At 72.3% G+C, this 24,294-nt stretch carries 24 protein-coding genes; 3 read left to right on the top strand and 21 right to left on the bottom strand.

The window, feature by feature from the left end; genetic code table 11:
- Positions 1-40: 40 nt before the first annotated feature.
- From ACWCXB_RS30915 to ACWCXB_RS30870, 10 genes are all read right to left on the bottom strand, one after another.
- Positions 41-1,309 carry an arginine deiminase gene (locus ACWCXB_RS30915; RefSeq protein WP_450727069.1) on the bottom strand — a complete coding sequence of 423 codons (1,269 nt, stop codon included), beginning with the start codon at positions 1,307-1,309 and terminating at the stop codon, positions 41-43.
- A 100-nt stretch (positions 1,310-1,409) separates the two neighbouring features.
- On the bottom strand, positions 1,410-1,916 hold the full coding sequence (locus ACWCXB_RS30910) for a hypothetical protein (RefSeq protein WP_450727068.1): 507 nt from the start codon (positions 1,914-1,916) through the stop codon (positions 1,410-1,412).
- 267 nt (positions 1,917-2,183) lie between these two features.
- Positions 2,184-4,760, bottom strand: a complete 2,577-nt coding sequence (locus ACWCXB_RS30905; RefSeq protein ID WP_450727067.1) for a polynucleotide kinase-phosphatase — start codon at positions 4,758-4,760, stop codon at positions 2,184-2,186.
- Positions 4,757-6,217, bottom strand: coding sequence for a 3' terminal RNA ribose 2'-O-methyltransferase Hen1 (locus tag ACWCXB_RS30900; protein WP_450727066.1), 1,461 nt, complete (start codon positions 6,215-6,217; stop codon positions 4,757-4,759). The genes ACWCXB_RS30905 and ACWCXB_RS30900 overlap by 4 nt, the downstream gene beginning before the upstream one ends.
- 115 nt (positions 6,218-6,332) lie before the next feature.
- Positions 6,333-7,244, bottom strand: a complete 912-nt coding sequence (mmuM, locus tag ACWCXB_RS30895; RefSeq protein ID WP_450727065.1) for a homocysteine S-methyltransferase — start codon at positions 7,242-7,244, stop codon at positions 6,333-6,335.
- A gap of 39 nt (positions 7,245-7,283) precedes the next feature.
- Entirely contained in the window at positions 7,284-8,207 is a 924-nt protein-coding gene (locus tag ACWCXB_RS30890; RefSeq protein ID WP_450727064.1) for an LLM class F420-dependent oxidoreductase, read from the bottom strand.
- An 87-nt stretch (positions 8,208-8,294) separates the two neighbouring features.
- Positions 8,295-8,921 (bottom strand): DUF6099 family protein, encoded by a 627-nt coding sequence (locus tag ACWCXB_RS30885; RefSeq protein ID WP_450727063.1) that lies wholly within the window; start codon positions 8,919-8,921, stop codon positions 8,295-8,297.
- 82 nt (positions 8,922-9,003) lie between these two features.
- Complete coding sequence (locus ACWCXB_RS30880; protein WP_450727062.1) at positions 9,004-9,375, bottom strand: nucleotide pyrophosphohydrolase; 372 nt, start codon at positions 9,373-9,375, stop codon at positions 9,004-9,006.
- Positions 9,372-10,598 carry an AAA family ATPase gene (locus ACWCXB_RS30875; RefSeq protein ID WP_450727061.1) on the bottom strand — a complete coding sequence of 409 codons (1,227 nt, stop codon included), beginning with the start codon at positions 10,596-10,598 and terminating at the stop codon, positions 9,372-9,374. The genes ACWCXB_RS30880 and ACWCXB_RS30875 overlap by 4 nt, the downstream gene beginning before the upstream one ends.
- A 56-nt stretch (positions 10,599-10,654) precedes the next feature.
- A complete protein-coding gene (locus tag ACWCXB_RS30870; protein ID WP_450727060.1) occupies positions 10,655-11,071 on the bottom strand; it encodes a cell division protein SepF in 417 nt (138 codons plus the stop codon).
- Between the two features lie 371 nt (positions 11,072-11,442).
- Between ACWCXB_RS30870 and ACWCXB_RS30865 the strand changes: the two genes are divergently transcribed.
- Positions 11,443-12,039: a MarR family winged helix-turn-helix transcriptional regulator gene (locus ACWCXB_RS30865; protein WP_450727059.1), complete on the top strand. Its 597-nt coding sequence runs from the start codon at positions 11,443-11,445 to the stop codon at positions 12,037-12,039.
- Positions 12,040-12,083: 44 nt separating this feature from the next.
- On the opposite strand, the gene ACWCXB_RS30860 is transcribed toward ACWCXB_RS30865, so the two are convergent.
- The 8 genes from ACWCXB_RS30860 to ACWCXB_RS30825 form a co-directional block, all read right to left on the bottom strand.
- On the bottom strand, positions 12,084-12,758 hold the full coding sequence (locus tag ACWCXB_RS30860) for an SRPBCC family protein (protein ID WP_450727058.1): 675 nt from the start codon (positions 12,756-12,758) through the stop codon (positions 12,084-12,086).
- Positions 12,759-12,781: 23 nt separating this feature from the next.
- Entirely contained in the window at positions 12,782-13,879 is a 1,098-nt protein-coding gene (locus tag ACWCXB_RS30855; RefSeq protein WP_450727057.1) for an XdhC family protein, read from the bottom strand.
- Positions 13,880-14,177: 298 nt separating this feature from the next.
- The gene (locus tag ACWCXB_RS30850; protein WP_450727056.1) at positions 14,178-15,314 is read right to left on the bottom strand and encodes a vWA domain-containing protein; all 1,137 of its coding nucleotides are present in this window, start codon (positions 15,312-15,314) and stop codon (positions 14,178-14,180) included.
- Positions 15,315-15,319: 5 nt separating this feature from the next.
- Positions 15,320-16,219, bottom strand: coding sequence for an AAA family ATPase (locus tag ACWCXB_RS30845; protein WP_450727055.1), 900 nt, complete (start codon positions 16,217-16,219; stop codon positions 15,320-15,322).
- A gap of 13 nt (positions 16,220-16,232) precedes the next feature.
- A complete protein-coding gene (locus tag ACWCXB_RS30840; protein WP_450727054.1) occupies positions 16,233-17,087 on the bottom strand; it encodes an FAD binding domain-containing protein in 855 nt (284 codons plus the stop codon).
- On the bottom strand, positions 17,084-19,507 hold the full coding sequence (locus ACWCXB_RS30835) for a xanthine dehydrogenase family protein molybdopterin-binding subunit (RefSeq protein WP_450727053.1): 2,424 nt from the start codon (positions 19,505-19,507) through the stop codon (positions 17,084-17,086). The genes ACWCXB_RS30840 and ACWCXB_RS30835 overlap by 4 nt, the downstream gene beginning before the upstream one ends.
- On the bottom strand, positions 19,504-20,022 hold the full coding sequence (locus ACWCXB_RS30830) for a (2Fe-2S)-binding protein (RefSeq protein WP_450727052.1): 519 nt from the start codon (positions 20,020-20,022) through the stop codon (positions 19,504-19,506). Before ACWCXB_RS30830 ends, ACWCXB_RS30835 begins: the two co-directional genes overlap by 4 nt.
- Positions 20,023-20,319: 297 nt before the next feature.
- The gene (locus ACWCXB_RS30825; RefSeq protein WP_450727051.1) at positions 20,320-20,565 is read right to left on the bottom strand and encodes a hypothetical protein; all 246 of its coding nucleotides are present in this window, start codon (positions 20,563-20,565) and stop codon (positions 20,320-20,322) included.
- A gap of 142 nt (positions 20,566-20,707) precedes the next feature.
- On the opposite strand from ACWCXB_RS30825, the gene ACWCXB_RS30820 reads away from it, so the two are divergent.
- A complete protein-coding gene (locus ACWCXB_RS30820) occupies positions 20,708-21,295 on the top strand; it encodes a GNAT family N-acetyltransferase (protein ID WP_450727050.1) in 588 nt (195 codons plus the stop codon).
- A gap of 355 nt (positions 21,296-21,650) precedes the next feature.
- On the opposite strand, the gene ACWCXB_RS30815 is transcribed toward ACWCXB_RS30820, so the two are convergent.
- From ACWCXB_RS30815 to ACWCXB_RS30805, 3 genes are all read right to left on the bottom strand, one after another.
- Positions 21,651-22,292, bottom strand: a complete 642-nt coding sequence (locus ACWCXB_RS30815; protein ID WP_450727049.1) for a cysteine hydrolase — start codon at positions 22,290-22,292, stop codon at positions 21,651-21,653.
- A gap of 357 nt (positions 22,293-22,649) precedes the next feature.
- The gene (locus tag ACWCXB_RS30810) at positions 22,650-23,000 is read right to left on the bottom strand and encodes a VOC family protein (RefSeq protein ID WP_450727048.1); all 351 of its coding nucleotides are present in this window, start codon (positions 22,998-23,000) and stop codon (positions 22,650-22,652) included.
- A gap of 7 nt (positions 23,001-23,007) precedes the next feature.
- Positions 23,008-23,214, bottom strand: a complete 207-nt coding sequence (locus tag ACWCXB_RS30805) for a cold-shock protein (RefSeq protein ID WP_450727047.1) — start codon at positions 23,212-23,214, stop codon at positions 23,008-23,010.
- A 264-nt stretch (positions 23,215-23,478) separates the two neighbouring features.
- Between ACWCXB_RS30805 and ACWCXB_RS30800 the strand changes: the two genes are divergently transcribed.
- Positions 23,479-24,294 (top strand): ABC transporter transmembrane domain-containing protein (locus ACWCXB_RS30800; protein WP_450727046.1); only part of this gene is annotated, 816 nt, incomplete at its 3' end.

The raw sequence follows: 24,294 nt of genomic DNA, 5'->3' as shown, positions 1-24,294 counted from the left end.
TATGCGGGGACCGTGGAAGTCTATACGAAGTCCTGTATTGCTATACAGAGGGGTGGGAGGTGTTGACCGCAGTTACGGCGTCCCGCTCGACGGGACAGCTCATACAGCGCGGGCCACCACGGCCCCTGCCCAGTTCACTGCCCGGGATCTCGATGACTTCGATGCCCTGCTTGCGCAGATGGGTGTTGGTCGTGACGTTCCGGTCGTACGCCACGACCACGCCCGGTTCGACGGCGAGGACGTTGCAGCCGTCGTCCCACTGCTCCCGCTCCGCCGAGTGCACGTCCTGCTTGGCCGTGAGGACCCTGATGTCCTGCAGTCCCAGGGCGGCGGCGATGGCGCTGTGCATGTGCTCGGGCGGATGGTCGGTGACCCTCAGGCCCACGCCCCGCTCGACCTCTGCCGGTTCGATCGTGTACGAGCGCAGCATGCCGAGGCCCGCGTACTGGGTGAAGGTGTCGTGGTCCACCATCGTCATCACGGTGTCGAGGTGCATGAAAGCCCGCCCCTTGGGCATGTCCAGCGCCACGATGGTCCGCGCGGAACCGGCTTCGAACAGCCCGCGGGCCAGCATCTCCACGGCCTGCGGGGTGGTGCGCTCGCTCATCCCGATCAGCACCGCACCGTTGCCGATGACCAGGACGTCGCCGCCCTCGATGGTGGAGGGGTAGTCGTCCTGGCCCTCCGACCAGCGGTGGAAGTCGCCGGCCTCCGGGCCGGTGAAGAGCGGATGGTGCTTGTAGATCGCCTCGAAGTGCACGGTCTCACGTCGGCGGGCCGGCCAGCGCATCGCGTTGATGGAGACGCCGTCGTAGATCCAGGCGGAGGTGTCGCGGGTGAAGATGTGGTTGGGCAGCGGGCCGAGCAGGAAGTCGTCCAGGTCCATGACATGGAAGCGGACGGACGCGGGCTCCGAGTGACCGGCCAGGAACTCCCGCTTGGTCATCCCACCGACCAGGGCCTCGGTCAGGGCGGCCGTGTCCATCGCGTCGAAAGCGGCCCTCAGATGGTCGGTGGCGAGCGGGCCGTACTCCTTCTCGTCGAAGACCCGGTCCAGGACCAGTTTTCTGGCTGCCGGGATCTCCAGCGACTCGCGCAGCAGATCGCCGAAGAGATGCACCTGCACCCCGCGGTCGCGGAGCACGTCCGCGAAGCCGTCGTGCTCCTGGCGGGCGCGCCGGACCCACAGGAGGTCGTCGAAGAGGAGCGCGTCCTTGTTGCTGGGGGTGAGCCGCTTCAGTTCCAGATCGGGACGGTGGAGTATGACCCGGCGCAGCAGCCCGGTCTCGGAGTCGACGTGGAATCCCATGGAGGAAACGTTCCCAGACCGGCCCCCTCCCCGCCCACCACAGGCGCAAAGCGGGAGCGGAGCGGGCGGAGAACGGGGGCCGGGCCTGCTTCCTGCGGCGCTACTGGTCGAAGCCGAGCACGGTCCTCGGCGTCGCCCGGAGCTCCGGGAGCAGCACACCCGCCTCGGGCCGGGCCAGGTCGGGCAGCCCGTAGCTGCCGTGGCCGGGAGCCGTCAGGGGCGCGGCGACGTCGGCGCCCGGAGTCGCGGCCACCAGGTCCGCTTCGGGCGCCGTGGCGTGGACGGTGCCCGCCTCCTCGTCGCTCAGCGGGTGCGGCAGCGGGACCCCGACCTGCGCCCCCGGCAGCTCACTCGTCAGCGGCACCTGCGGCACGATGCCGGTGGGCAGCACCCTTCCCTGCTCGTACCGCGGGGCCTCGGGTGCCCCCGGTACCGGCAGCGGCGCCGCCGCCCTCACGGTGGGCGCCTCCAGCGGAACGACGCGCTCCAGCGGGTCCAGCGGGACCACGACCGGCACATGCGGCGCGGCCGCGGCGGACGGCGCCGCGGCTGTCGCGGCCACACAGGCCATGAGCGCTCCGAGGCTCCCGCGCGCGATCATCTTCATGCTGCCTTCCGTCCTTCCGGGAATCGCGGACACTCCACTGTCCGGAAGAACGAGCCCGCCGCCGGAATCCGGCCGCCTTTCCCTCGACTGCAGTAATCGTCGGATCGGCGACGGGCCCCGTGGGTCGGTGTGTTCCGTCCACGGGGCCTGCTGACGGATCGGGGCCGGAGGCCGCCGGGCCGGAGCCGGGGCCGACCCGGCTCAGAGCCGGGGGTCGACCGGCTCAGAGCCGGGGGTCGACCGGCTCAGAGCCGGGGGTCGACCGGCTCAGAGCCGGGGGTCGACCGGCTCCGACTCCAGGGCGAGCACCGCGAAGACCGCCTCGTGGATCCGCCACAGCGGTTCCCCGTCGGCCAGCCGGTCCAGGGCCTCCAGCCCCAGGGCGTACTCGCGCAGCGCCAGCGACCGTTTGTGGCCGAGGAACCGGCTGCGCAGCCGGGTCAGATTGTCCGGGCGGGTGTACTCGGGGCCGTAGATGATCCGCAGGTACTCGCGCCCGCGCACCTTGATCCCCGGCTGGACGAGCCTGCCCTTGTCGTCCCGTACGAGCGCACGCAGCGGCTTGACGACCATGCCCTCGCCGCCCGCTCCGGTCAGCTCCAGCCACCAGTCGACCCCGGCGCGCACCGATTCCTCGTCGCCCGTGTCGACGACGAGGCGGCGGGTGCGCTGGAGCAGCCGGGATCCGGTGGCGCGGTCGGCCTCCACCAGCCGGTCCAGCCAGGCCAGTTGCTCGTCGTGCGGGACGGCGGCGAGGGAGCGGCCCTGGACGGCGAGGACCTGGAACGGCGCGAAGCGCACCCCGTCCAGGCCCTCGGTGGTCCAGCAGTACCGCCGGTACGCCTCGGTGAACGCGGCCGCGTCCGCGGCCCGATCGCGCTGGCGCTCCAGCAGTCCGCCGACGTCGACGCCTCGGGCCGCCGCCGCTTCGAGGGCGGCCGTGGCGCCCGGGAAGACCGCGCCGGATGCGGCGCCGACTGCCGCGTACTGCTTGCGGAGCAGCCCGGACGCCTTGAGGGACCACGGCATCAGCTCGCCGTCCAGCAGCAGCCAGTCGCCCGCGCCGGAGGCGCTGTCGGATGCAGCCAGCTCGTCCCAGAGTCCGGCGCCGGTCACGGCCGCGCGCAGGCGTTCCAGGATCTCCTCGGTGACCTGGGCATCGTCGAAGAACGGCCGTCCGGTGCGGGTGTGCAGGGAGCCGGTGGCTCCTTCCACCCCGAAGCGCTCGCGCGCCACGTCGGCGTCGCGGCAGACCAGGGCCACCGCCCGCGAGCCCATGTGCTTCTCCTCGCACACGACCTGCGCGACGCCGTCCGCCCGGTACTGGGCAAAAGCCTCGGCCGGGTGCTCCAGGTAGCCCTCCTCCTGCGAGGTCGCGGTCGGCGCCATGGTCGGCGGGAGGTAGGCGAGCAGCCGCGGGTCGACCGCGAAGCGGCTCATCACCTCCAGGGCCGCGGCCGCGTTCTCCTCGCGCACGGCGACGCGGCCCATGTGGCGGGTCTCCACGATGCGGCGGCCGTGGACGTCGGCGAGGTCGAGGGGGCGGCCCTGGTGTCCGCCGGGCGCCTCGGTGACGAGCGGCTTGGTGGGCTCGTACCACACCTTCTCGGCCGGTACATCGACGAGTTCGCGCTCCGGCCAGCGCAGCGCGGTCAGCTTTCCGCCGAAGACGGCGCCGGTGTCGAGGCAGATGGTGTTGTTGAGCCAGGACGCAGTGGGCACCGGTGTGTGGCCGTACACCACAGCGGCCCGGCCTCGATAGTCCTCCGCCCAGGGGTAGCGGACGGGCAGCCCGAACTCGTCGGTCTCACCGGTCGTGTCGCCGTACAGCGCGTGCGAGCGGACCCGGCCGGAGGTGCGGCCGTGGTACTTCTCGGGCAGGCCGGCGTGACAGACGACGAGCTTGCCCTCGTCGAGGACGTAGTGACTGACGAGGCCCTCGATGAACTCGCGTACCTGCTGCCGGAATTCCGGGTCCTGCGCGTCCTCGCGCTCCAGCTGCTCGATGGTCTCGGTGAGGCCGTGGGTGCGCTGGACCTGCCGGCCGTTCAGCCAGCGGCCGAGCTTGTTCTCGTGGTTGCCCGGAACGCACAGGGCGTTGCCGGAGGCCACCATGCTCATCACCCGGCGCAGCACACCGGGGCTGTCCGGGCCGCGGTCGACGAGGTCACCGACGAACACGGCGGTACGGCCGTCGGGGTGTGCCCCGTCCACATAGCCGAGCTTCGCGAGCAGGGTGTCGAGCTCGGAGCGGCAGCCGTGGATGTCGCCGATGATGTCGAACGGCCCGGTGAGGTGCCGCAGGTCGTTGTAGCGCTTCTCCAGCACGACCTCGGCCGCGTCGACCTCCTCCGCGCTGCGCAGGACGTGCACCTTGCGGAAGCCCTCGCGCTCCAGTCCGCGCAGCGAGCGGCGCAGCTCGCGACGGTGCCGCTGGATGACGTGACGGGGCATGCCGGCCCGGTCGGGGCGTGCCGCGTTGCGTGCTGCGCAGATCTCCTCGGGCACGTCGAGGACGACAGCGACGGGCAGGACGTCGTGCTCGCGCGCGATCCGGACGAGCTGGCGGCGGCTCTCCTGCTGGACGTTCGTGGCGTCGACGACGGTGAGCCGGCCGGCGGCGAGCCGCTTGCCGACGATGTAGTGCAGCACGTCGAAGGCGTCGCCGCTCGCGCTCTGGTCGTTCTCGTCGTCGGCGACCAGGCCGCGGCAGAAGTCCGACGAGATCACCTCGGTGGGCTTGAAGTGCCTGCGGGCGAACGTGGACTTGCCGGAGCCGGTGGCGCCGACCAGGACCACGAGCGAGAGGTCGGGGACGGGCAGGGTGCGGGTGGTGGTGGTCATGCCGCCTCCACCTCCTTCGTGGTCAGGGTGAATACCGCCATCTGCGTCGGGGTGCCCACTTCGGGGTCGTCGTCGCCGACGCCGACGTACCGGACGTCGTATCCGTGGCGCCCGGCGACCTGCTCCGCCCAGTCGCTGAACTCGGCCCGGGTCCACTCGAAGCGGTGGTCGCTGTGGCGGACGTGCCCGGCGGGCAGGGACTCCCAGCGGACGTTGTACTCGACGTTCGGCGTCGTCACGATCACCGTGCGCGGGCGCGCGGAGCCGAAGACGGCGTACTCCAGTGCGGGCAGCCGTGGCAGGTCGAGGTGCTCGATGACCTCGCTGAGCACGGCCGCGTCGTAGCCCCCGAGCCGCTTGTCGGTGTACGTGAGCGAGCCCTGGAGCAGGGTGACGCGGCCGGACTGGCGCTCGCCCATGCGCTCCAGCTTCAGCCGGCGGGCGGCGACGGTGAGCGCGCGCACGGACACGTCCACACCGACGATGTCGGTGAACCGCACGTCCTTGAGGAGCGCCTGCACCAACTGGCCCTGTCCGCAGCCCAGATCGAGCACGGTGGCCGCGCCTGCGGCGCGCAGGGCGTCCAGAACGGCCTCGCGGCGCTGCTCGGCGAGCGGCACGGGGCGCTCGTCGGTGTCCGTGGTCTCGTCCACGGCGTTGTCGACGTCCTCGACCTCGAGGTCGTCGCTCTCGGCGAGCCGCACGAGCTCGAGCCGCTCCATCGCCTGCCGGGTGAGCCCCCAGCGGCGGGACAGATAGCGGCTGGTGATCAGCTGCTGCTCGGGGTGCTCGGCCAGCCAGCCCTCCCCTGCCCGCAGCAGCTTGTCGACCTCGTCGGGCGCGACCCAGTAGTGCTTGGCATCGTCGAGGACCGGCAGCAGGACGTACAGCTGCCTCAGCGCGTGGGCGAGCCGCAGCTCGCCCTCCAGTACGAGCCGTACGTACCGCGAGTCGCCCCACTCCGGGAACCGCTCGTCGAGCGCCACCGGCTCGGCGTCGACCGAGGCCCAGCCGAGGGGCCCGAACAGCTTGCGCACCAGCTCGGGCCCGCCGCGCGCGGGCAGTGCGGGCACCTCGATCCGCAGCGGCAGCGGGCTGTCGGCCCGCTCCGGCATCGCGTGGCACACGCCCCGCAGGGCGCTCTTGAAGACGGTGCTCATCGCCACGGAGAGCAGCGAGGACGCCGCGTACGGCCGGTCGTTGACGTACTGCGCGAGGGCGGAATCGGGCGCTCCACCGCGTCCCTTGCCCTTTCCTCGCCGCACGAGCGCCACCGGATCCACCTCCAGCAGCAGTGCGGCTGTGCAGCGCTCGGCGGTGGCCTCGGGGTAGAGGATGTGCGCCGTGCCGTGGGAGGTGGAGAACGTCTGCGCCTTGTCGGGATGCTTGTGCAGCAGAAAGCCCAGGTCGGTGGCGGGACGCTCTCGGGTGCCGGTCGTACTGATCGTCAGGAACACGTGTCCGAGTATTGCCCGATCGGGGCCCTCTGACCAGGAATTTTCACCGGATGGTACGGGCCCGGTGCGGGCCCCGCCACAGCGCGCACGGGTACGGGCACGAGTACGGGCACGGCTACGGCTCCGGCCCGCTGAGGGCTGCCGCCAGCGCGGCGATACGGTCCGGGCCCACGCGGCAGCACCCGCCGACGAGCCGTGCCCCGGCCGACTGCCAGTCGCGGGCGCGTGCCGGATCGAAGGTGACGCCGCCACGCCAGGTCCGTGCGGTGGCGTCCCACCGCTCGCCGCTGTTCGGGTAGACGACGACCGGCTTGCCCGTCTCCCGGGCGGCGAGCTCCACCGCTCGTTCCGCGTCGCCGGGCTCGCAGCAGTTGACGCCGACGGCGATCACCTGGTCGTTGCCCGCCGCGAGGGCGAAGGCCGCCGCCAGATCCTGGCCGGCCCGGGTGCGGTCCCCCGCGATGGTGTACGAGAGCCAGACCGGCAGGCCGATCGCGTGCGCGGCCCTGAGCAGCGCCACCGCCTCGTCGGTGTCCGGCACCGTCTCCAGGGCGAGTGCGTCGGGGCCGGCGGCCGCGAGGGCCTCGATGCGGGGGCGGTGGAAGGCCTCCAGCTCCCGCACCGTGAGTCCGTACCGGCCGCGGTACTCGCTGCCGTCCGCGAGCATCGCCCCGTACGGCCCGGCCGACGCCGCGACCCACACCTCGCGGTCGGAGTGCTCAGCAGCGGCGCGGGCGAGGTCCACGCTGCGGGCCAGCAGGGCGGCTGCCTCGGCGTGGCCCACGCCGTGGCGGGCGAAGCCCTCGAAGGTCGCCTGGTAGCTGGAGGTGATCAGCACCTGTGCGCCCGCCCGCACGTACGCCGTGTGGGCAGCCTCGATCTGCTCCGGGCCGTCCGCGAGCAGCCGCGCCGACCAGAGGGCGTCGGACAGGTCACAGCCCTGTGCCTCCAACTGGTTGGAGAGGCCGCCGTCGAGGACGAGGGGCCCTTGGGCGAGAGCGGCGGCGAGGCTGCGGACGGGCTTCACAGGTGGCTCCGGTGGTGGGGCCGGCCCGGTCGGGCCGGCTCAGCTGAGCTGGGACTGGACCTGGGAGGAGATGAGCTCCAGATGGTCCAGATCGTGCAGGTCGAGGACCTGCAGATAGACGCGGGACGAGCCGATCGCGGCGTACCGGCCGAGCTTGTCGACGACCTCGGCCGGCGAGCCCGCGAGGCCGTTGGTCTTCAGCTCATCGGCCTCCCGTCCGATGGCGGCGGCACGGCGCGCGACCTCCGCGTCGTCCTTGCCGACGCAGACGACAAGGGCGTTGGAGTAGACGAGGTCGTCGGCCTTGCGACCGGCTTCCTCGACGGCGGCGCGGACCCGGCCGAACTGCCGCTCGCTGTCCTCCACGGACGCGAAGGGCATGTTGAACTCGTCTGCGTAACGGGCGGCGAGCCGTGGGGTGCGGATCGCGCCGTGGCCGCCGATGAGCACCGGGACCTTGCTCTGTGCGGGCTTGGGCAGCGCGGGGCAGTCCTGCAGCTGGTAGTGCTTGCCCTCGTAGCTGAAGGTCCTGCCTGTCTCCGTGGCCCACAGGCCGGTCACGATGGCGAGCTGCTCCTCGAGCCGGGCGAACTTCTCCTTGGGGAACGGGATGCCGTACGCCTTGTGCTCCTCCTCGAACCAGCCGGCGCCGAGCCCGAGCTCGATCCGGCCGCCCGACATCTGGTCGACCTGGGCGACCTGGATGGCGAGCACGCCGGGCAGCCGGAACGTGCCGGCGGTCATCAGGGTGCCGAGCCTGATCCGCTCGGTCTCGCGGGCGAGACCCGCGAGCGTGATCCAGGCATCGGTGGGGCCGGGGAGCCCGTCGGCCGAGCCCATGCGCAGATAGTGATCCGATCGGAAGAATGCGTCGAAGCCGAGATCCTCGGTGGCCTTGGCGACCTTCAGCAGGGTGTCGTAGGAGGCCCCTTGCTGGGGCTCTGTGAAGATTCGAAGATCCATACCTCCATCCTGCACCGTCGTGCGTGCGTCAACCTCTCGATGGGAGCCGACCGCCTCTCGATCTGAGCCGGCCCGCCCGGCCCGGCCTCAGGGCGTGCTCGTCGCCGCGTCCGGGTCGACGCGATCACTCTCAGGGTCGCGACCACTCTCACGGTCCTGATCGCGGTCCCGGTCCCGGTCGCTGTCCCGGTCGCTGTCTCGCTCCCGGCCGCGGTCCCGGTCGTGGTCCCGGTCGCGTAAGGAGAGTCTTCGGAGCATCGCCCGAACACGGTCGTTGGACTCGTCCGTGGCGTCGATGGCCTCGATGCACTGCCAGTAGAGCCCCTCCTCGTCCGTGGCGCAGGCGACGCCGACGAGTGCTATGCCGATCTCGCCGAGGAGCGCGCTCAGGAGGGTCAAAGCGCGTCGTGGATCGGTGACTTCGCTGAGCTGCGCGGCACGGAGGCCGCCGATCCCGAGCAGCTGAGGATCGACGAACCCTCCACCACGACCACCCGCCTCGCTGAGCCCGCGGGCCTCGCCGCGCAGCTCCTGGGGCCCGCACAGGGCCAGTTGCGTTCCGACCGCCTGGGCGAGGGCCTGCGCCTGCCAGGCCTCCGCCACGATGTCCAGCGCGTCACGGCTTTCCGCCAGTGCGTGCCGGCCGGCCGCGATGAGCCGCTCCGCTTCCATGTACGCCGCCCCGTTCGTACGAAATTCCGCCCACTCAGTCACTACCCAGAGTGAAGGTGCTCCAGACGAATAGCCAGGGGAATTCGGAAATCTGTGGACAGGCAGCGGGTTGGGGAAAGGTCGATCACTCCGCAGAGTGACGATCGGCCTGTGCCGGGTCGTCCGACGGCCGTTCGGCCGCCGGGAACCGCAGTTCGTTCCGGTCGATCTTCGCTGCCAGCGCGGCGAGTGGGTCGACGCCGAGCACCTCGCAGAACTGCAGCAGATAGGCGAGGACATCAGCGACCTCGTCCGCCACACGGTGGGCCTTCCGCGGGTCGTCCATCACCCGCGCGGACTCCTCCGGCGTCAACCACTGGAAGATCTCGACCAGTTCGGCCGCCTCCACGGTCAGCGCCACCGCGAGGTTCTTCGGGGTGTGGTACGGCCCCCAGTTCCGGGCGGCCGCGAACTCGGCCAGTCTGCGCTGCAGGGCTTTCACGTCCAGTTCTGTCACGGCAACAGGTCTACCACCGTCACTCCCTCGATCTCCCGCGCGTATGTGACACGGTCACGGTCGCTCACCGAGCCCACCAGCCGGAGATGGCCGTCGGCGCAGACCGACGCGGCCAATGAGGCCAGTTCGGCCGCCTGACGGCGGTCCAGGCAGCGGTCGAAGCCGTCGGCCAGGACCGTGAGGCACTGCAGCGCCCCGGGCACCTCCGCCGCCTGGTCCACCGCGAGCACGCCCGGACCCGTGAGCAGGACCAGGGCGAGCGCCAGATAGCGCAGTTCGCCGTCGCCGAGCCGCCCGAGAGGCGTGGCACCGCCGTCGGCCGCCCGGCAGACGACGGCCCGTACCGTCCCGTCCGCGAGTTCCTCGACGCCCATCTCGGACACCGGGCCCGCGCAGCCCGCCCGCGCGGCAGCGGCCAGCCGCGCGTGGCGGCGGACGCACTCGCTGCGCGTGCGGTGCAGCACCGCCGCCAGGTTGTCGCAGCCGCGCCGCAGACGCCCCTCACCCGGCAGGACCGGCGCGCGCATCAACTGCGGCTGCGGGTCGCACGCGAACACCGACCGCAGCGCCACCACCACCTGCTCGGCGGCGGCCAGCACGGCGCGCTCCCCGTCCGTCCTGCCGGAGACCCGCAGCGGCAGCATCGCCGTGCCAAGCCGGTCGTCGGGCAGCGGGGCGCGGGTGACGGAGACGGCGCCCGCCGTGTGCCAGGCGGCCTGCACGCAGGAGCGGCCTGGGTCGCGCAGAGCCGTGCTCAGCAGGATCCGGCCGGCACTGGTCAAACGCTCACCGACGATGCGGAGTTCCGGCTCGGCCTGTACGGCGAGGTCGAGGCGTACGGAACCGGCGGGGCCCTGAACCGTACAGCCGATGCGGAAGCCCCGTCGGCCCTGCGCGTCCGCCTGCGCCCGCTCGGGGACACAGCCCGCCGGGTCCGGGAACACCTCACCCAGCTCCGCGCCCGAACCGAGCCGGGCCAGCGCCTCGTACGCCCGCAGCACGCTCGACTTTCCGCTGCCGCTCGGTCCGGCGAACAGCGTCACCGGGGACCCGAGCGGGAAAGCAGCTCCCCGGTGCGAGGCGAAGGCGGAGAGCCGTAGTTCGGTGACCACGGGGAGAGCGGGAGCGGGAGCGGGAGCGGGAGCGGGAGCGGGAGCGGGTGCGGGTGCAGAACCCGCGGATTCTGCGGGCTCCGCGGGAAATGTGCTGGTCGGTGCGTCCATGCAGGGGACGCTACGCAGGGCCGCACACGGCGAACCGTTACGCCGGAAGGGCTTTCCTACGAATGAGGGACGGCCGCGGCGGCGATGCCTTCGACCTCAGTGCCGAGCGGCGCGAGCAGGAAGACATTACGGTCCACCCGGTGCATCCCGCAGCCGAGCCCGAAGACGACACCGCTGCTGAAGTCCAGGATGCGCTTGGCCACTTCGGCATCCGCGCTCGTCAGGTCCAGCAGCACCGGGATCTGCGCGATGAGGTACTCGGCGACCTCGCGCGCGTCCGCGAACACCTGCACCCGCAGGACTACCATGCGGCGCTGCTCGGCCGCCTCCGCCGCCAAGTGGTCACCGTAGTCGCGCGGGATCGTGTGGTGGTCGGCTCTCGACGGCCACTCGTCGCGACCGCGCAGGGGAACGACCTGGGCCAGCCCCTCCCACTGCTCGTCGGTGACGTCGTACCTCTCATACCTGCTCATGGGACCATCCTCGCGCCCCTCACCCGTTCGGCCCAACACCGACACGAGGCAGCACGCCGGTTCTCGAGAACCACCTCCCTCGACGACCACCTCCCTCGACGACCTTCGCGTCGGAGGTCCGCCGAGCCGTGCTCGGTCACTTCTCTGTGAGCTGCTTCAGCGCGATCATGACGGTCTTGATGCCCGTGCGGCGCAGCTCGTCGAACCGCTCCCGCATGCACTCCTTGACGACGTCCTCGACGGGACTCATACGCGTGTCGCCCTCCGGCCTGGAGCAGAGCACCTCCGACCTCGAACCGAGCAAAGTGGCGGGAACCGAACAGATCCGTAGAATTCAGACCGAACGACCTTGATCTTCCGAAGGAGAGTTCGTGCCAGGTCAGCCGGGTCAGCGCGGTCAGTCGTCCATCGCCGAGACCGAGCGGCTGGTCCGGACCAAGCTGGGCGACACCGGTACTCCCATCCGCCACGAGCAGATGGCCCTGGTGGGCACCCTCCATCGCGCGGCAGCGGCCGTACGCCAGCACGTCGAGAACTCCGTGCTGCGCAGCTCCGACCTTACGTGGACCGGTTTCGTCGTGCTGTGGGTCGTCTGGATCCGGGGCGAGCTGGAGACCCGCCTGGTCGCCGAGGAAGCGGGCATCTCGAAGGGGACCCTGACCGGCGTCGCTCGCACCCTGGAGTCAAGGGGGCTGGTCAGGCGTGTCGAGCACCCCACCGACGGCAGGCGGGTCCTGCTGGCGCCCACGGACGAGGGCGAGGCGCTGATGCAGAGCCTGTTCCCGGAGTTCAACGCCGAGGAGGCCTTCGTGGCAGAGCAGCTCAGCGACGAGGAGTGCCGGCGGACGGCGGAGGCGCTGCGCCGTGTGGTGATCCAGATCGAGACGCGCGGCGAGGAGCGGCGACATCAGCTCCTGGGCGGAGCACCGCCGGTGCCGCGGCGCAGCGGGCGACGGCCGAAGGCCTGAAGGGCCGGTGCGGCTGCCGGCCGCCGTTCGACTCCTGTCGGCGGTCAGTGACGGCATCGCCGCCGGAGGACGACGACCAGCGCGACCGCCGCCGCCAGCACCAACGCCGCCACCGCGGCGCGCTTGGCGACGGGGAGCCCCGCTGTCCGTACGAGGTCGATCGGCTCTGCCGCATGCGGAGCACGGGCCTGCCCCGCCGGGGCCTCCGACGCTGCCGGGACCTCCGACGCTGCGGGGCCTTCCGGCTCCGCCGGGATTTCCGATTCCGCCGGAGAAGCGGACAGCTTCTGCGAGAGGCAGTCCGCGAACTGTCCGACGAGCTTGTCCCCCACCTCGGCCATCACCCCGCGGCCGAACTGGGCCGGCCGCCCGGTGATCGAGAGATCGGTGCGCACCGACACGGCCGTGGCGCCGCCGTCCGCCGGGGCAAGTGTGCCGGTGACCGTGGCGCGTGCCGTGCCCTGGCCGCGCGCCTCCTTGCCGCTGGCGGTCAGCACCATCCGGTGGGCCGCCTCGTCCTGCTCCTCGAAGACGGCCGTACCGCGGTACGTGAGCGTGATCGGGCCCACCTTGACCTTCACCGTGCCGGTGATGGTCCCGCCGTCGTACGACTCCACGGTCGCCCCGGGCATGCAAGGCGCGACGGCCTCGATGTCGAGGAGCGCGCGCCAGGCGTCGTCGACCGGGACGGGAACGGTGAATTCATGCTGCAACTCCATGGTCCGCGCGTCCTTTCGAGCGTTCAGGAAGGGTGGATCGCGCCGGCCGTCGCGGTCAGCGGCGCCCCGCTGCCGCCCCAGCGCAGGGCGACGATCTCCGCGGCAACGGACACGGCCACCTCCTCCGGGGTACGGGCCCCGAGGTCCAGGCCCACGGGTGAGCGCAGCCGGGTCAGTTCCGCCTCGCTCAGCCCGGCCTCCCGCAGCCTCTTCATGCGGTCGTCGTGGGTACGTCGGCTGCCCATGGCCCCGATGTACGCGGCCGGACGGCGCAACGCCTCCTCCAGCAGCGGCACATCGAACTTCGGGTCATGGGTCAGGACACAGATCACCGTGCGGGAGTCGGTGTCGGTGGCGCCCAGATAGCGGTGCGGCCAGTCGACCACGACCTCCACGCCCTCCGGGAAGCGCTTGGGCGTGGCGAAGACCGGGCGGGCGTCGCACACGGTCACCCGGTAGCCGAGGAAGTCGCCGATGCGGGCGACGGCCGCCGCGTAGTCGATCGCGCCGAAGACGAGCATCCGCGGCGGCGGGGCGAACGACTGCAGGAACACGGTGACGGCGTCCTCGCGGCGCTGGCCCTGCGGACCGTAGTGCCGCAGCCCGGTCGCGCCCTGCGCGAGCTCGCCGCGGGCGTCGGCGGTCACGGCCGCGTCGAGGCCGGGGGCGCCGAGCGTGCCCACGACCGTGTCCGGCCACACGGCGAGCGCGGCGCCGCGGGGTGCCGGACCGTCCGTCACCATCGCCACCGTCACAGGGCGGTGCCCCGCCACCGACTCGGCAACCGCGCCGAACGAAGGGTCGACGTCGGACGACACCCTCCGTACGAGCAGAGTGATCGCGCCGCCGCAGGTCAGTCCGACGGCGAACGCGTCCTCGTCGCTGTAGCCGAAGGTCTGCAGCCGCGCCTCGCCGTCGTCGACGACCTCCTTGGCGAGGTCGAAGACCGCGCCCTCCACGCATCCGCCGGACACGCTGCCCACGACCTCGTCGTCCGGCCCGACGGCCATCGAGGCGCCAGGGCCGCGCGGGGCGCTGCGGCTCACCGCGACGACCGTGGCGAGCCCGAAGGGTTCGCCGGCCGAGTACCACCGGCTCAGCGCCGGGAGGATGTCACGCATGCTCGGTTCCTCTCACGCACGTCCGCGTTCGTGGGCTCCGCCCACCCGCCGGTACGGGCCACGTTTCCAGCCCGTCCGGCGCTCGCGGACGGACACACCGGCCCACCCGCCGGTACGGGCCACATTTCCGGCCCGTCCGGCGCTCGCGGACGGACAGACCGGCCCACCCGCCGGTACCGGGCACCACACGGACACACAGCCCCACCCGCCGGGACCGGGCACCACACGGACACACAGCCCCACCCGCCGGGACCGGGTTCCTTCGGAGCCTCCGAGGCGTGGGCCGACGGCCCGCATCTCACGCATCGTCCGCTCCTCTCACGACCGCCGCGAGGCGCTCCAGTGCCGCCAGGCTGTGGCCCTCCACGAAAGCGTCGACGCTGGGCAGGGCCGCTGCCATGCCGGCCGCGAGGGGTGCGTAACCGGGGCGGGCCTTGCGCGGGTTGGCCCAGATGACGCGGTGGGCGAGACGGTGAAGGCGCCGCATCTGAGCGGCCAGGAGTGCGGGGTCGGCGCGCTCCCAGCCGTCGGAGAGCAGGACGACCACCGCGCCGCGGGCCATGCCTCGTTGGCCCCAGCGGTCGAGGAAGCCGCGGAGGGTCTCGCCGAGGCGGGTGCCGCCACGCCAGTCGGGGACCGCGGCGGCGACCGCCGCCATGGCCGTGTCGGGGTCGCGGTGCGACAGCGCGGCGGTGACGCGGGTCAGCCGGGTGCCGATCGTGAAGACCTCCGTGAGGGCGGGGCCCCGTGCCGCGGCATGCGCGAAGCGGAGCAGCGCATCCGCGTACGGCGCCATCGAGCCGCTCACGTCCAGCAGCAGCACCACGCGCCGCGGCCGCTGGGCCCGTGCGCGGCGGCGGAGGCGGGCCGGTTCACCGCCGCGGCGCAGCCACTCCCTCACGGTCCGGCCGGGGTCGACGCCGCCGTGGCGGGCCGGGCGCAGCCGGGCGGTGCGCCGGGGCTCGCCCCGGAGTGCGAACGCGGCCAGCAGCCGCCGCAGCTGCTCACGTTCGGCGCCCGTCAGTTCGGCGACATCCCGGTGGCGCAGCACTTCGGTGGAGCTGGCGAGCGCGGCGGCCGCGCGCGCGTGCCGTTCCTCGTCCGGAGCTGCCGGGGCTCCGCCGGAGCGGTCCGTTTCCCGTACGACGGGGCGGGGCCGAGGGCGCGCGGGTGCGCGCCGCGCCCTGCCACGTGACGCCCCGTCGGCCGCCCGGCCGTCGAAGTACGCGGCGAACACGCGGTCGTAGCATTCGAGATCGTCCTGGCTGCCGCACAGCGTGAGCCGCCCCGCCCAGTACACGCTCGTCCGGGGCCCTGGCCCCAGGACGTCGAGCGCCCGCAGATACGTCTGCACCCGGTCGGGCCCCGCGTCCAGGCCCGCCGCCCGCAGCGCACGCGCGAACCCCACCAGCACGGCGGGTGCGTCCATCGCCATGGCCCTCACGCTCCCGCCACCCCCGCCGCGAGGATCGCGGACAGGTCCAGCGTGCGGGCCCGTTCGGCGTCCTCCCGGTACTTCAGCACCGAGCCGAGCGTGGCCACGGCCAGCTCGGCGTCCAGCTCGGTCGCGCCGAGCGCGTCCAGGGCCTCGGCCCAGTCGATCGTCTCGGCAACGCCGGGCGGTTTGAGCAGGTCCTCGGTCCGCAGGGCCTGCACGAGCGTGGTCACCTGCTCGGCGAGGCGCGCGGTGACGCCGGGCAGCCGGCTGCGGACGATGGCCAGTTCGCGGGCGTAGGAAGGGTGGTCGAACCAGTGGTACAGGCAGCGCCGCTTGAGCGCGTCGTGCACCTCGCGCGTCCGGTTCGACGTGAGCACCACCACCGGCGGCGACTCGGCCCGCAGCGTGCCGAGTTCGGGCACGGTGACCGTGTACTCCGACAGGAGCTCGAGCAGGAACGCCTCGAACTCGTCGTCGGCCCTGTCCACTTCGTCGACGAGCAGCACGGACGGCTGGGTCCGCAGGGCCCGCAGCAGCGGCCGTTCGATGAGGAACCGCCTGTCGTACAGCTCGCCCTCCAGCCGCGCCGCGTCGGTGATCCCGGCGGCTTCCGCGGCCCGCAGGTGCAGCAGCTGCCGCGGGAAGTCCCAGTCGTACAGCGCCTGCGAGGCGTCGATGCCCTCGTAGCACTGGAGCCGGATGAGCGGCGCGCCCAGCACCTCGGCGAGCGCCCCGGCGAGCGAGGTCTTGCCCACGCCCGCGTCGCCCTCGCAGAAGACCGGCCGGTGCAGCTTCAGGGCCAGATAGCAGGCGATGGCCAGCCCTTCGTCCACGAGATATCCGACGTCCTCCAACCGCCTCCGCACCTCGTCGGGCCCCCGGAACGCCTCGGGCACGGTCATCTACGGGATCCCGTCATGCCATCCCGGCCGCGGCCAGCACCGCCCGCCGGGTGAGTACCCGGGCCAGGTGCTCGCGGTAGTCGGGCGAGGCGGAGAGGTCGGACGTGGGGTGCGTGCCCTCGGCCGCGGACTCCGCGGCGCGCGCGATCGCGTCCGGGCCCTCGGCCCCGGCGAGTGCGGCCTCGGTGGCTGCGGCCCGCAGTGGGGTCGCGCCCATGTTGGTCAGGCCGATCCGGGCTTCGGCGATCCGGCCGTCGTCGCCCCGTACGAGCGCCGCGACGCCGACCACGGCCCAGGACTGCGCGATCAGATGGAACTTCTCGTAGTGGAAGCCCCACCCGTCGGTCTTCGGTACCCGTATCTCCACCAGCAGCTCGTCGGGCCGGAGCGCGGTCTGCAGATAGTCGGTGAAGAACTCCCGCGCGGGGATCGTGCGCCGCCCCTGCGGGCCCGCCGCGACCAGTTCGCCGTCGAGGGCGAGGACGACGGCGGGGAGGTCGCCGGCCGGGTCGGCGTGGGCGAGGGAGCCGCCGAGCGTGCCCCGGTGCCGTATCGCGGGGTCGGCGACCGTCTCCGTCGCCGCGGCGAGCAGCCCGGCGTGGCGTCGTACCAGCGGGTCGGCGATCACGTCGTGGTGCGTGGTCATCGCGCCGATGACGAGGGCGTCCTGGTCCTCGCGCACGCCGCGCAGCTCCGCTATCCGGCCCACGTCCACGACGAGTTCGGGGAACGCCAGCCGCAGCCGGAGCATCGGCAGCAGACTCTGCCCGCCGGCCAGCACCTTTGCTTCCTCCCCGGCGTCCGCGAGCGCACGCACGGCCTCGTCCACGGTCTCGGGCCGTGTGTAGTCGAAGGCCGCGGGGATCATGCCGCCTCCTCCCCACGTGACTCTCCTGGCTCACGTGCCGGACGTGCCTCGCGGATCGCCCGCCACACCCGCTCCGGTGTGCACGGCATCGTGACGTCCGTGACTCCGAGCGGCCGCAGCGCGTCCACGACGGCGTTGACCACGGCCGGGGTCGAGGCGATCGTCCCGGCCTCACCGACGCCCTTCACGCCCAGCGGATTGGAGGTCGCCGGGGTCTCGGTGCGCCCGGTCGTGAACTCGGGCAGATCGACGGCCGACGGCACGAGGTAGTCGGCCATGGTGCCGGAGACCAGGTTGCCGTCGTCGTCGTACACGGCCTCCTCGTACAGCGCCTGGGCGATTCCCTGTGCCACGCCCCCGTGGACCTGGCCCTCGACGATCAGCGGGTTGACGACCCGGCCGACGTCGTCGACGCAGACGTACGAGCGGATGCGGGTCTGCCCGGTCTCGGTGTCGACCTCCACTGCGCACAGGTGTGTGCCGTGCGGGTACGAGAAGTTGTCGGGGTCGACGATGTGCTCGGCGTTGATGGTCGGTTCCATGCCGTCGGGGAGGTCGTGCGAGGAGAACGTCTCGAACGCGACCTCCTGGATGGTGCGCTTCGCCTCGGGCGAGCCCTTCACCGAGAAGACCCCGTCGGTGAACTCCAGGTCGTTCTCGCTCGCCTCCAGCAGATGGGCCGCGACCTTCCGGGCCTTCTCGACGACCTTCTGCGCCGCCATGTGCACGGCCGCGCCGCCGACCACCAGCGAGCGCGAGCCGTAGGTGTCCATCCCCTGCGGCGCGATGAGGGTGTCGCCGTGCCGCACCTCGACGTCCTCGAACGGCACCCCGAGGGCATCGGCGGCGATCTGGCTCCAGCAGGTCACATGGCCCTGCCCGTGCGGGCTGGTCCCGGTGATCACCTCGACCTTGCCGGTCGGCAGCATCCGGATGGACGCCGCCTCCCAGCCGCCGGCCGCGTACCGCAGATCCCGCAGGATCCGGCTCGGCGCGAGTCCGCACATCTCCGTGTACGTCGAGACACCGATGCCGAGGCGGACGGGGTCGCCGCGGCGCGCCCGCTCCTGCTGCTCGGCGCGCAGCGCGTCGTAGTCGAAGAGCGCGAGGGCCTTGTCGGTCGCGGCCTCGTAGTTGCCGCTGTCGTACGTCAGTCCCGCGACCGTCGTGTAGGGGAACTCGTCGTGGCCGATCCAGTTGAGCCGGCGCAGCTCCAGCGGTTCCATGTCCAGCTCGGCGGCGAGCTCGTCCATGATCCGTTCGATGGCGAAGGTCGCCTCGGGGCGGCCCGCGCCACGGTACGCATCGGTAGGCGTCCTGGTCGTGAAGACGCCGGTGCAGGTGAAGGAGTACGCGTCCATCTTGTAGATCGCCGGGTACATGAACGCGCCCAGGAGCGGGACTCCCGGCGTGACGATCATCAGATACGCGCCCATGTCGGCGAGGAGATCGACCTTCAGGCCGAGCAGCCTGCCCTGCCGTGTCGCCGCGATCTCGATGTCCTGGATCTGGCCGCGGCCGTGGTGGGTGGCGAGATAGCCCTCGGAGCGGGACTCGGTCCACTTCACGGGGCGTCCGAGCTTGCGGGCGAGAGCGAGGGCGAGCGCCTCCTCGCCGTACACCTGCAGCTTGGAGCCGAAGCCGCCGCCGACGTCGGGGGCGATCACCCGGAGCTTGTGCTCGGGGATGCCGGTGACGACGGCCATCATCACGCGGACGATGTGCGGGATCTGGGTGGCGGAGTGCAGCGTGTACTCGCCGGATGCGGCGATCGGAGTGGCGACGACGGCGCGCGGCTCCATGGCGTTGGGGATGAGCCGCTGGTGCGTGAAGCGGCGCTTGAGGACGACGTCGGCGCGGGACCGTACCGACTCCCAGTCCTCGCCGGTGGTGAGCGGCCAGACGTAGCAGCGGTTGGTGCCCTTGTCGGCGTGGACGAGGGGTGCGCCGTCGGCGAGTGCGGCCTCCAGGTCGAGGACGGGCTCCAGGGGTGTGTAGTCGACCTCTACGGCCTCAAGGGCGTCGGCGGCCGCGTACCGGTCACGGGCGGCGACGACGGCCACCGGGTCTCCGGCGTAGCGGACCTCGTCGACCGCGATCGGCGGATGATCGGGGAGCACGATGTCCTCGGTCACCGGCCAGGCGCAGGGCAGTGAGCCGAGCCCGTCGGCGAGGTCGCGGCCGCTGAACGCGGCGACGACGCCGGGGCGCTCCAGCGCGGGGGCGACATCGACCCGGTCGATGCGGGCATGCGCCATGGGGCTGCGGAGGATGGCGAGATGCAGCATCCCGGGCACGCTGATGTTGTCGGTCCAGTTCGTCTGCCCGGTGATGAGGCGGGCGTCCTCCTTGCGGAGCCGCGGACGGCCGACTTCCTTCTCGCGGGTTTCGCGGTCGGGGCCGGTGAGCTGATCGGTCATGCCGCGGCCTCCTCGGCCGGTGCCTGCCGGGCGGCGGTGCCCTCGGCACCGTGGGCACCGTCCGCCGCCGCGAGGACTGCGCGGACGATGTTCTGGTAGCCCGTGCACCGGCAGAGGTTGCCCTCCAGGGCGTGCCGGACCTGGTCGGGGGTCGGGTGCGGGTTCTCCTTGAGGAGGTCCCGCGCCGCCATGATCATCCCGGGGGTGCAGTAGCCGCACTGGAGCGCGTGGTGCTCATGGAACGCGGTCTGCAGCGGATCGGGCGTACCGTCCGCCGCGCCCAGCCCCTGGACGGTGACGACCCCGCCGCCGTCGGCCTGCACGGCGAGGACCGAACAGCTCTTCACACTCTGCCCGTCCAGCTCGACCGTGCACGCGCCACAGTTGCTGGTGTCGCAGCCGATGGGGGTGCCGGTCAGCCCGAGGCGGTCTCGCAGGTAGTGGACGAGCAGCAGTCGTGGTTCGACGTCGTCCTCGTAGCGCGTGCCGTCCACCGTCACCGAGATACGGGTCATGAGCCCTCCCAGGGGCCCGGGCAGGGGATACCAGCCGATTTGTCGTAACATACACAACTTTAGAGCCGTCAGGACACTCCCGCGACCGCGCCCGTCCGCGCCCGGGGGGCCTCTTCATCGCCACCGCCCGGACCCTGCGCATTCCTCACGGCCGCGGCCCCGCGAGCGCGGCCGGCAGCAGGATGTAGCGCGTGGCCTCCTGGAGTGAACGGAGCCTGACGGTGACGGCGTTCTCCGGCTGCTCGCCCAACTGCGATGCCGCGGCCGACGGTTCGGTGCCCTCTCGGGGGCGGTGGCTCAGCCGGCCGGGCCCTTGGGCCCCCGCCCCTTCGCCAGAGCGTCCCCCACCGTCCTGACGTGGGTCGTCAGGGCCTCCCCGAGCGGGCCGTCCCCGCCGAGCACCTTCGCTTCCGGGGCCTGCTCCTGGGCCTCGTCGGGCAGTGCGTGCGGCGGGGCGAAGCCGGCGGCCTGGGCGGCGGTCGCGAGGGCGACGGGGAGCGCGGCGCCGACCGCGAGGGCATGGAGAAGGCGACGTACGTTCACGGCCTGTACAACGGGCCCGATCCGCCGAAGACACGTCCGCGTCCTGGCCGCCGCGTCCGGGCCGGAGCAGCGGGCGGGGTCCGAGCGGCGCCACGCGCCCGGGCTCCCACGTCGCGAGCCCTCGTGGTGCGACGATCTGCGGATGAGCGATGCCGATGCCCCATCCCCCGCCTCGGCCTGGTGGCCGACGACGCTGCACACCGAGCGGCTCGTGCTGCGACCGGTCGGCGAGCAGGACCTCCGTGTGGCCGAGGTCCTGTGGCGGGACGAGAAGGTCCGGACGTATCTCGGCGGGCCCGTCAGCGAGGACAAGATCAGGATCCGGCGGGCGTACCTGCCCGGCGCTGCGGGCGTGTTCGCGGTCGCCCTCCGGCAGACCGGGGCGATGATCGGTCTGGTCACCATCGAACCGCGGTCGTCACGGGGCGCCACGGAGGTGTCGTACCAGCTGCTGCCGGAGTCCTGGGGCATGGGCCTGGGCCGCGAGGCCGTGGGAGCCGCCGTGGGCTGGGCCCTCGAGAGCGTCCCGGGCTCCGATCGGGTCGTGGCCGTGACCCGGGCGGCGAACCGGGCTTCGCGCGAGCTGCTCGAGGCGATCGGCATGCGCTGCACCGTTGAGCTCGTCGAGTACGGAGAGCGCCAGGCCGTGTACCACACGGACCGGACGCCCCCGCCCCTTGACGGTGACGCGGTCCCGGCCGTCACCGGACTGCTGCCCGGCGCGGCCTGAGTCCCTCGGCCGCGGATGCCGCGGGCCGTGGGCCGTGGGCGTGATCATGCCCGTTGCCCGTGACGGAGTCCGGCCGGCTGAGCGTCGGCAGGTGCGAGCCGCGGGTCTCCACCGCGCGGGAACCGGCGTTCGTCCGCGAAGGCACCGTGGACGAGGACGGTCCAGCGCCGTCGTTCTCCTCGTCGTCCCCGGCATCCGCCCGCGCAACCGCGTCGGCCGTGCCCCGGCCGGCCAACCCTGCCTGCGCCGCGCCGCCCGCTTCTCTCCGAAGCTCCTTCGGAGTTGAGGGGGCCCTACGCTACGGTCGCGCCGGACAGGGGTCGCGACTGCTCGCGCACGGGCCGGTACTGCCCCCTCACCGGGAAGCGAGTACGGAACAGAACTCCTCGGCAGTCGTCAGCAGGGCGTCGCCGGCGAAGCGAAGCGCGGCCAGCGAACGCTCGGCCGCCTCGGGGTCGCCGGCCCCGCAGGCGTCCGTGACGACGACCGGGACATAGCCCAGATCCGCCGCATGGCGGACGGTGGGCTCGATACCGATCTCCATGGCGACGCCGATGACGGCGACGGTGGTGATCCCGCAGTCGCGCAGCGCGATGTCGAGCCAGGTGCCCTCGAACGCCGACATGGTGATCTTGTCGATCACGGCCTCGCGATCCGTGGGCCGCAGCTCGGGCGTGAGCTGCGTCTGCGCGGCATCCGGCGGGAAGGGGGAGACCACGTCGGCGGCCTGCTCGGCCCGCTGCCAGGCGCGCCACATACGCAGTTGGGAGGCGCCCATCAGCTCGGTGGGAAGCGTGATGTGCCGCAGGAAGTACGTGCGGACGCCGGCAGCCCGGGCGGCCCCGACCACCTCGACGGCCCGGCGGACGACACGGTCGCGCTCGCCGATCTGGTTCAGGACGCCGACCTGCATGTCGTAGACCAGCAGTGCCGTACGTCGCGGATCGCACGCTTCCGCCGGCGTACGAGGTACACGAAGCCCATATCGCTCATCCACGGGCGTGACGCTACCCCTGCGCTCCCCGCCATGAACGCACCCGCGCGCGAAATGGGTCTCGCGGCGGGAACTCGGCCGTTTACCCGCCGGGGGTCCGCATTCCAGTCGTGTTCCTGCCAAGGCGCTGAAATGCCCGCCGCTTCTTCGCGACCCGAGTACCCGGGCCTGCGCCTCGACGCCACCGCGACGGCGACGGCGACGGCGACGGCGACGGCGACGGCGACGGCGACAGGATGGGCGGCGTATCCGATCCCTCGCAGCCAAGCGGGCAGCCGGGCCCGGCGGGCCACCCCTGCAACGACCTCGGCGTCGCCCACTCGAGCCCGTGGTGGCTCCGGCCCTGGTTCTCGACGTATGTCAGAGGCTGTGCGCGACGGGGTGCAGCGGCTGGTACAGCGGAAGTTCGGACCCGCTCGGCATGCGCACCGCCGTGAGCCGCCCCCACCCCTGTTCGCTCACCGGCCTCGTGATCTCGACGCCGTGCTCGGTCAGCTTCGCGAGCACGGCGTCCAGGTCGTCGCACATCAGATAGAACTCGGTCTGCGACGGCCCCTCCGTCGGATGCACCGCGATCTCGGCAGGCGGCAGTTTGAAGATCAGCCAGCCGTGCCCGGCGTCGACATGCGCGAATCCGAGCACGTCCTTGATGAAGGCCCGGTCGGCGTCGGCGTCCTGGCTGTAGAGAATGACGTGTGCGCCGCTGAACATGGCAGCTCTAGCCCAGACGGACGACGTTGTCGGCCTGGGGACCCTTGGGGCCTTGGGTGACGTCGTACTCGACCTTGTCACCCTCGTCCAGCTGTTTGAAGCCGGAGGCCTGGATGGCGGAGAAATGGACGAACACGTCCGGGCCGCCGTCGTCCTGCTCGATAAAGCCGAAGCCCTTGTCGGCGTTGAACCACTTCACCTTGCCTGTTGCCATGCCGCCAGTGTTCACCACACGACCGTGGCGACCGCGCCGTGACACGCGCGCTCCATCCGAAGGGGAGGCGCGGATGCGGCACAGTTCGGTGCCAGGAGTTCGGGGTCAGGAGTTCGGGGTCAGGAGTTCGAGGTCAGGAGGCGGAGTCCCGGTTCGTTCCGGGTCAGGCCGCCGCGACGAGGGGCGGGCGGCAGGTTCTGCCGCCCGCCCCTCGGGACGCGTAAACCCGTCCTGCCGGACCTGCCGATCCGCTTCACTGACTTCATGGACACCCAGCCCGCGCACGCGCAGACCTCCTCCGGCGACGGACCGACCGCGGAACCTCCTGCGTGGCGCGTGCTGTTGGGCTACGTACGCCCGTACCGGCACTGGCTGGTGCTGGGCGGGCTGCTGAGCCTGATCACCGGTGCCACCGGGCTGATCCTGCCGCTGGCCGCCAAGCGGCTGGTGGACAACCTGGGCGCGGACCGGCCGGTGACCGGCGCGCTGCTGCTGATGACCTTGCTGGTCGTCGGCAACGCCGCGATCGGGGCACTCGGCGCGTTCGTGCTGCGGCGCACCGCCGAGTCGGTGGTGCTCACCGCGCGGCGGCGGCTCGTCTCCCATCTGCTGCGCCTGCGCATATCCGCCGTCGACCACGCCGAGCCCGGTGATCTGATGTCCCGGGTCACCTCCGACACGACCCTGCTGCGCCAGGTCACCACCGACTCCCTCGTCGGGGCGGTCACCGGAAGCCTCACGCTGGTCGCGACCGTGACGATGATGGGCGTGCTCGACCCGGTGCTGCTGGGCGTCACGCTCGGCGTGCTCGTCTTCGCCGGCACGGTCATCGGGATCCTCGTACCCAGGATCAACCGGGCCAGCAGACGCGCCCAGGAATCGGTGGGACTGATGGGCGCCGCACTGGAGCGGATGCTCGGTGCGCTGCGTACGGTCAAGGCGTCCGGGGCCGAGCACCGCGAGGAGGAGGCCATCCACCACGCCGCCGCCGAGTCCTGGCGGTCCAGCGTGCGCGCGGCCAAATGGGCGGCGTTGGCCGGGAACACGGCGGGCCTGGCCTCGCAGATCGCGTTCCTCACG

It is taken from the genome of Streptomyces sp. NPDC001514, assembly GCF_053597075.1.
This window is presented reverse-complemented; position numbering and strand designations above follow the sequence as displayed.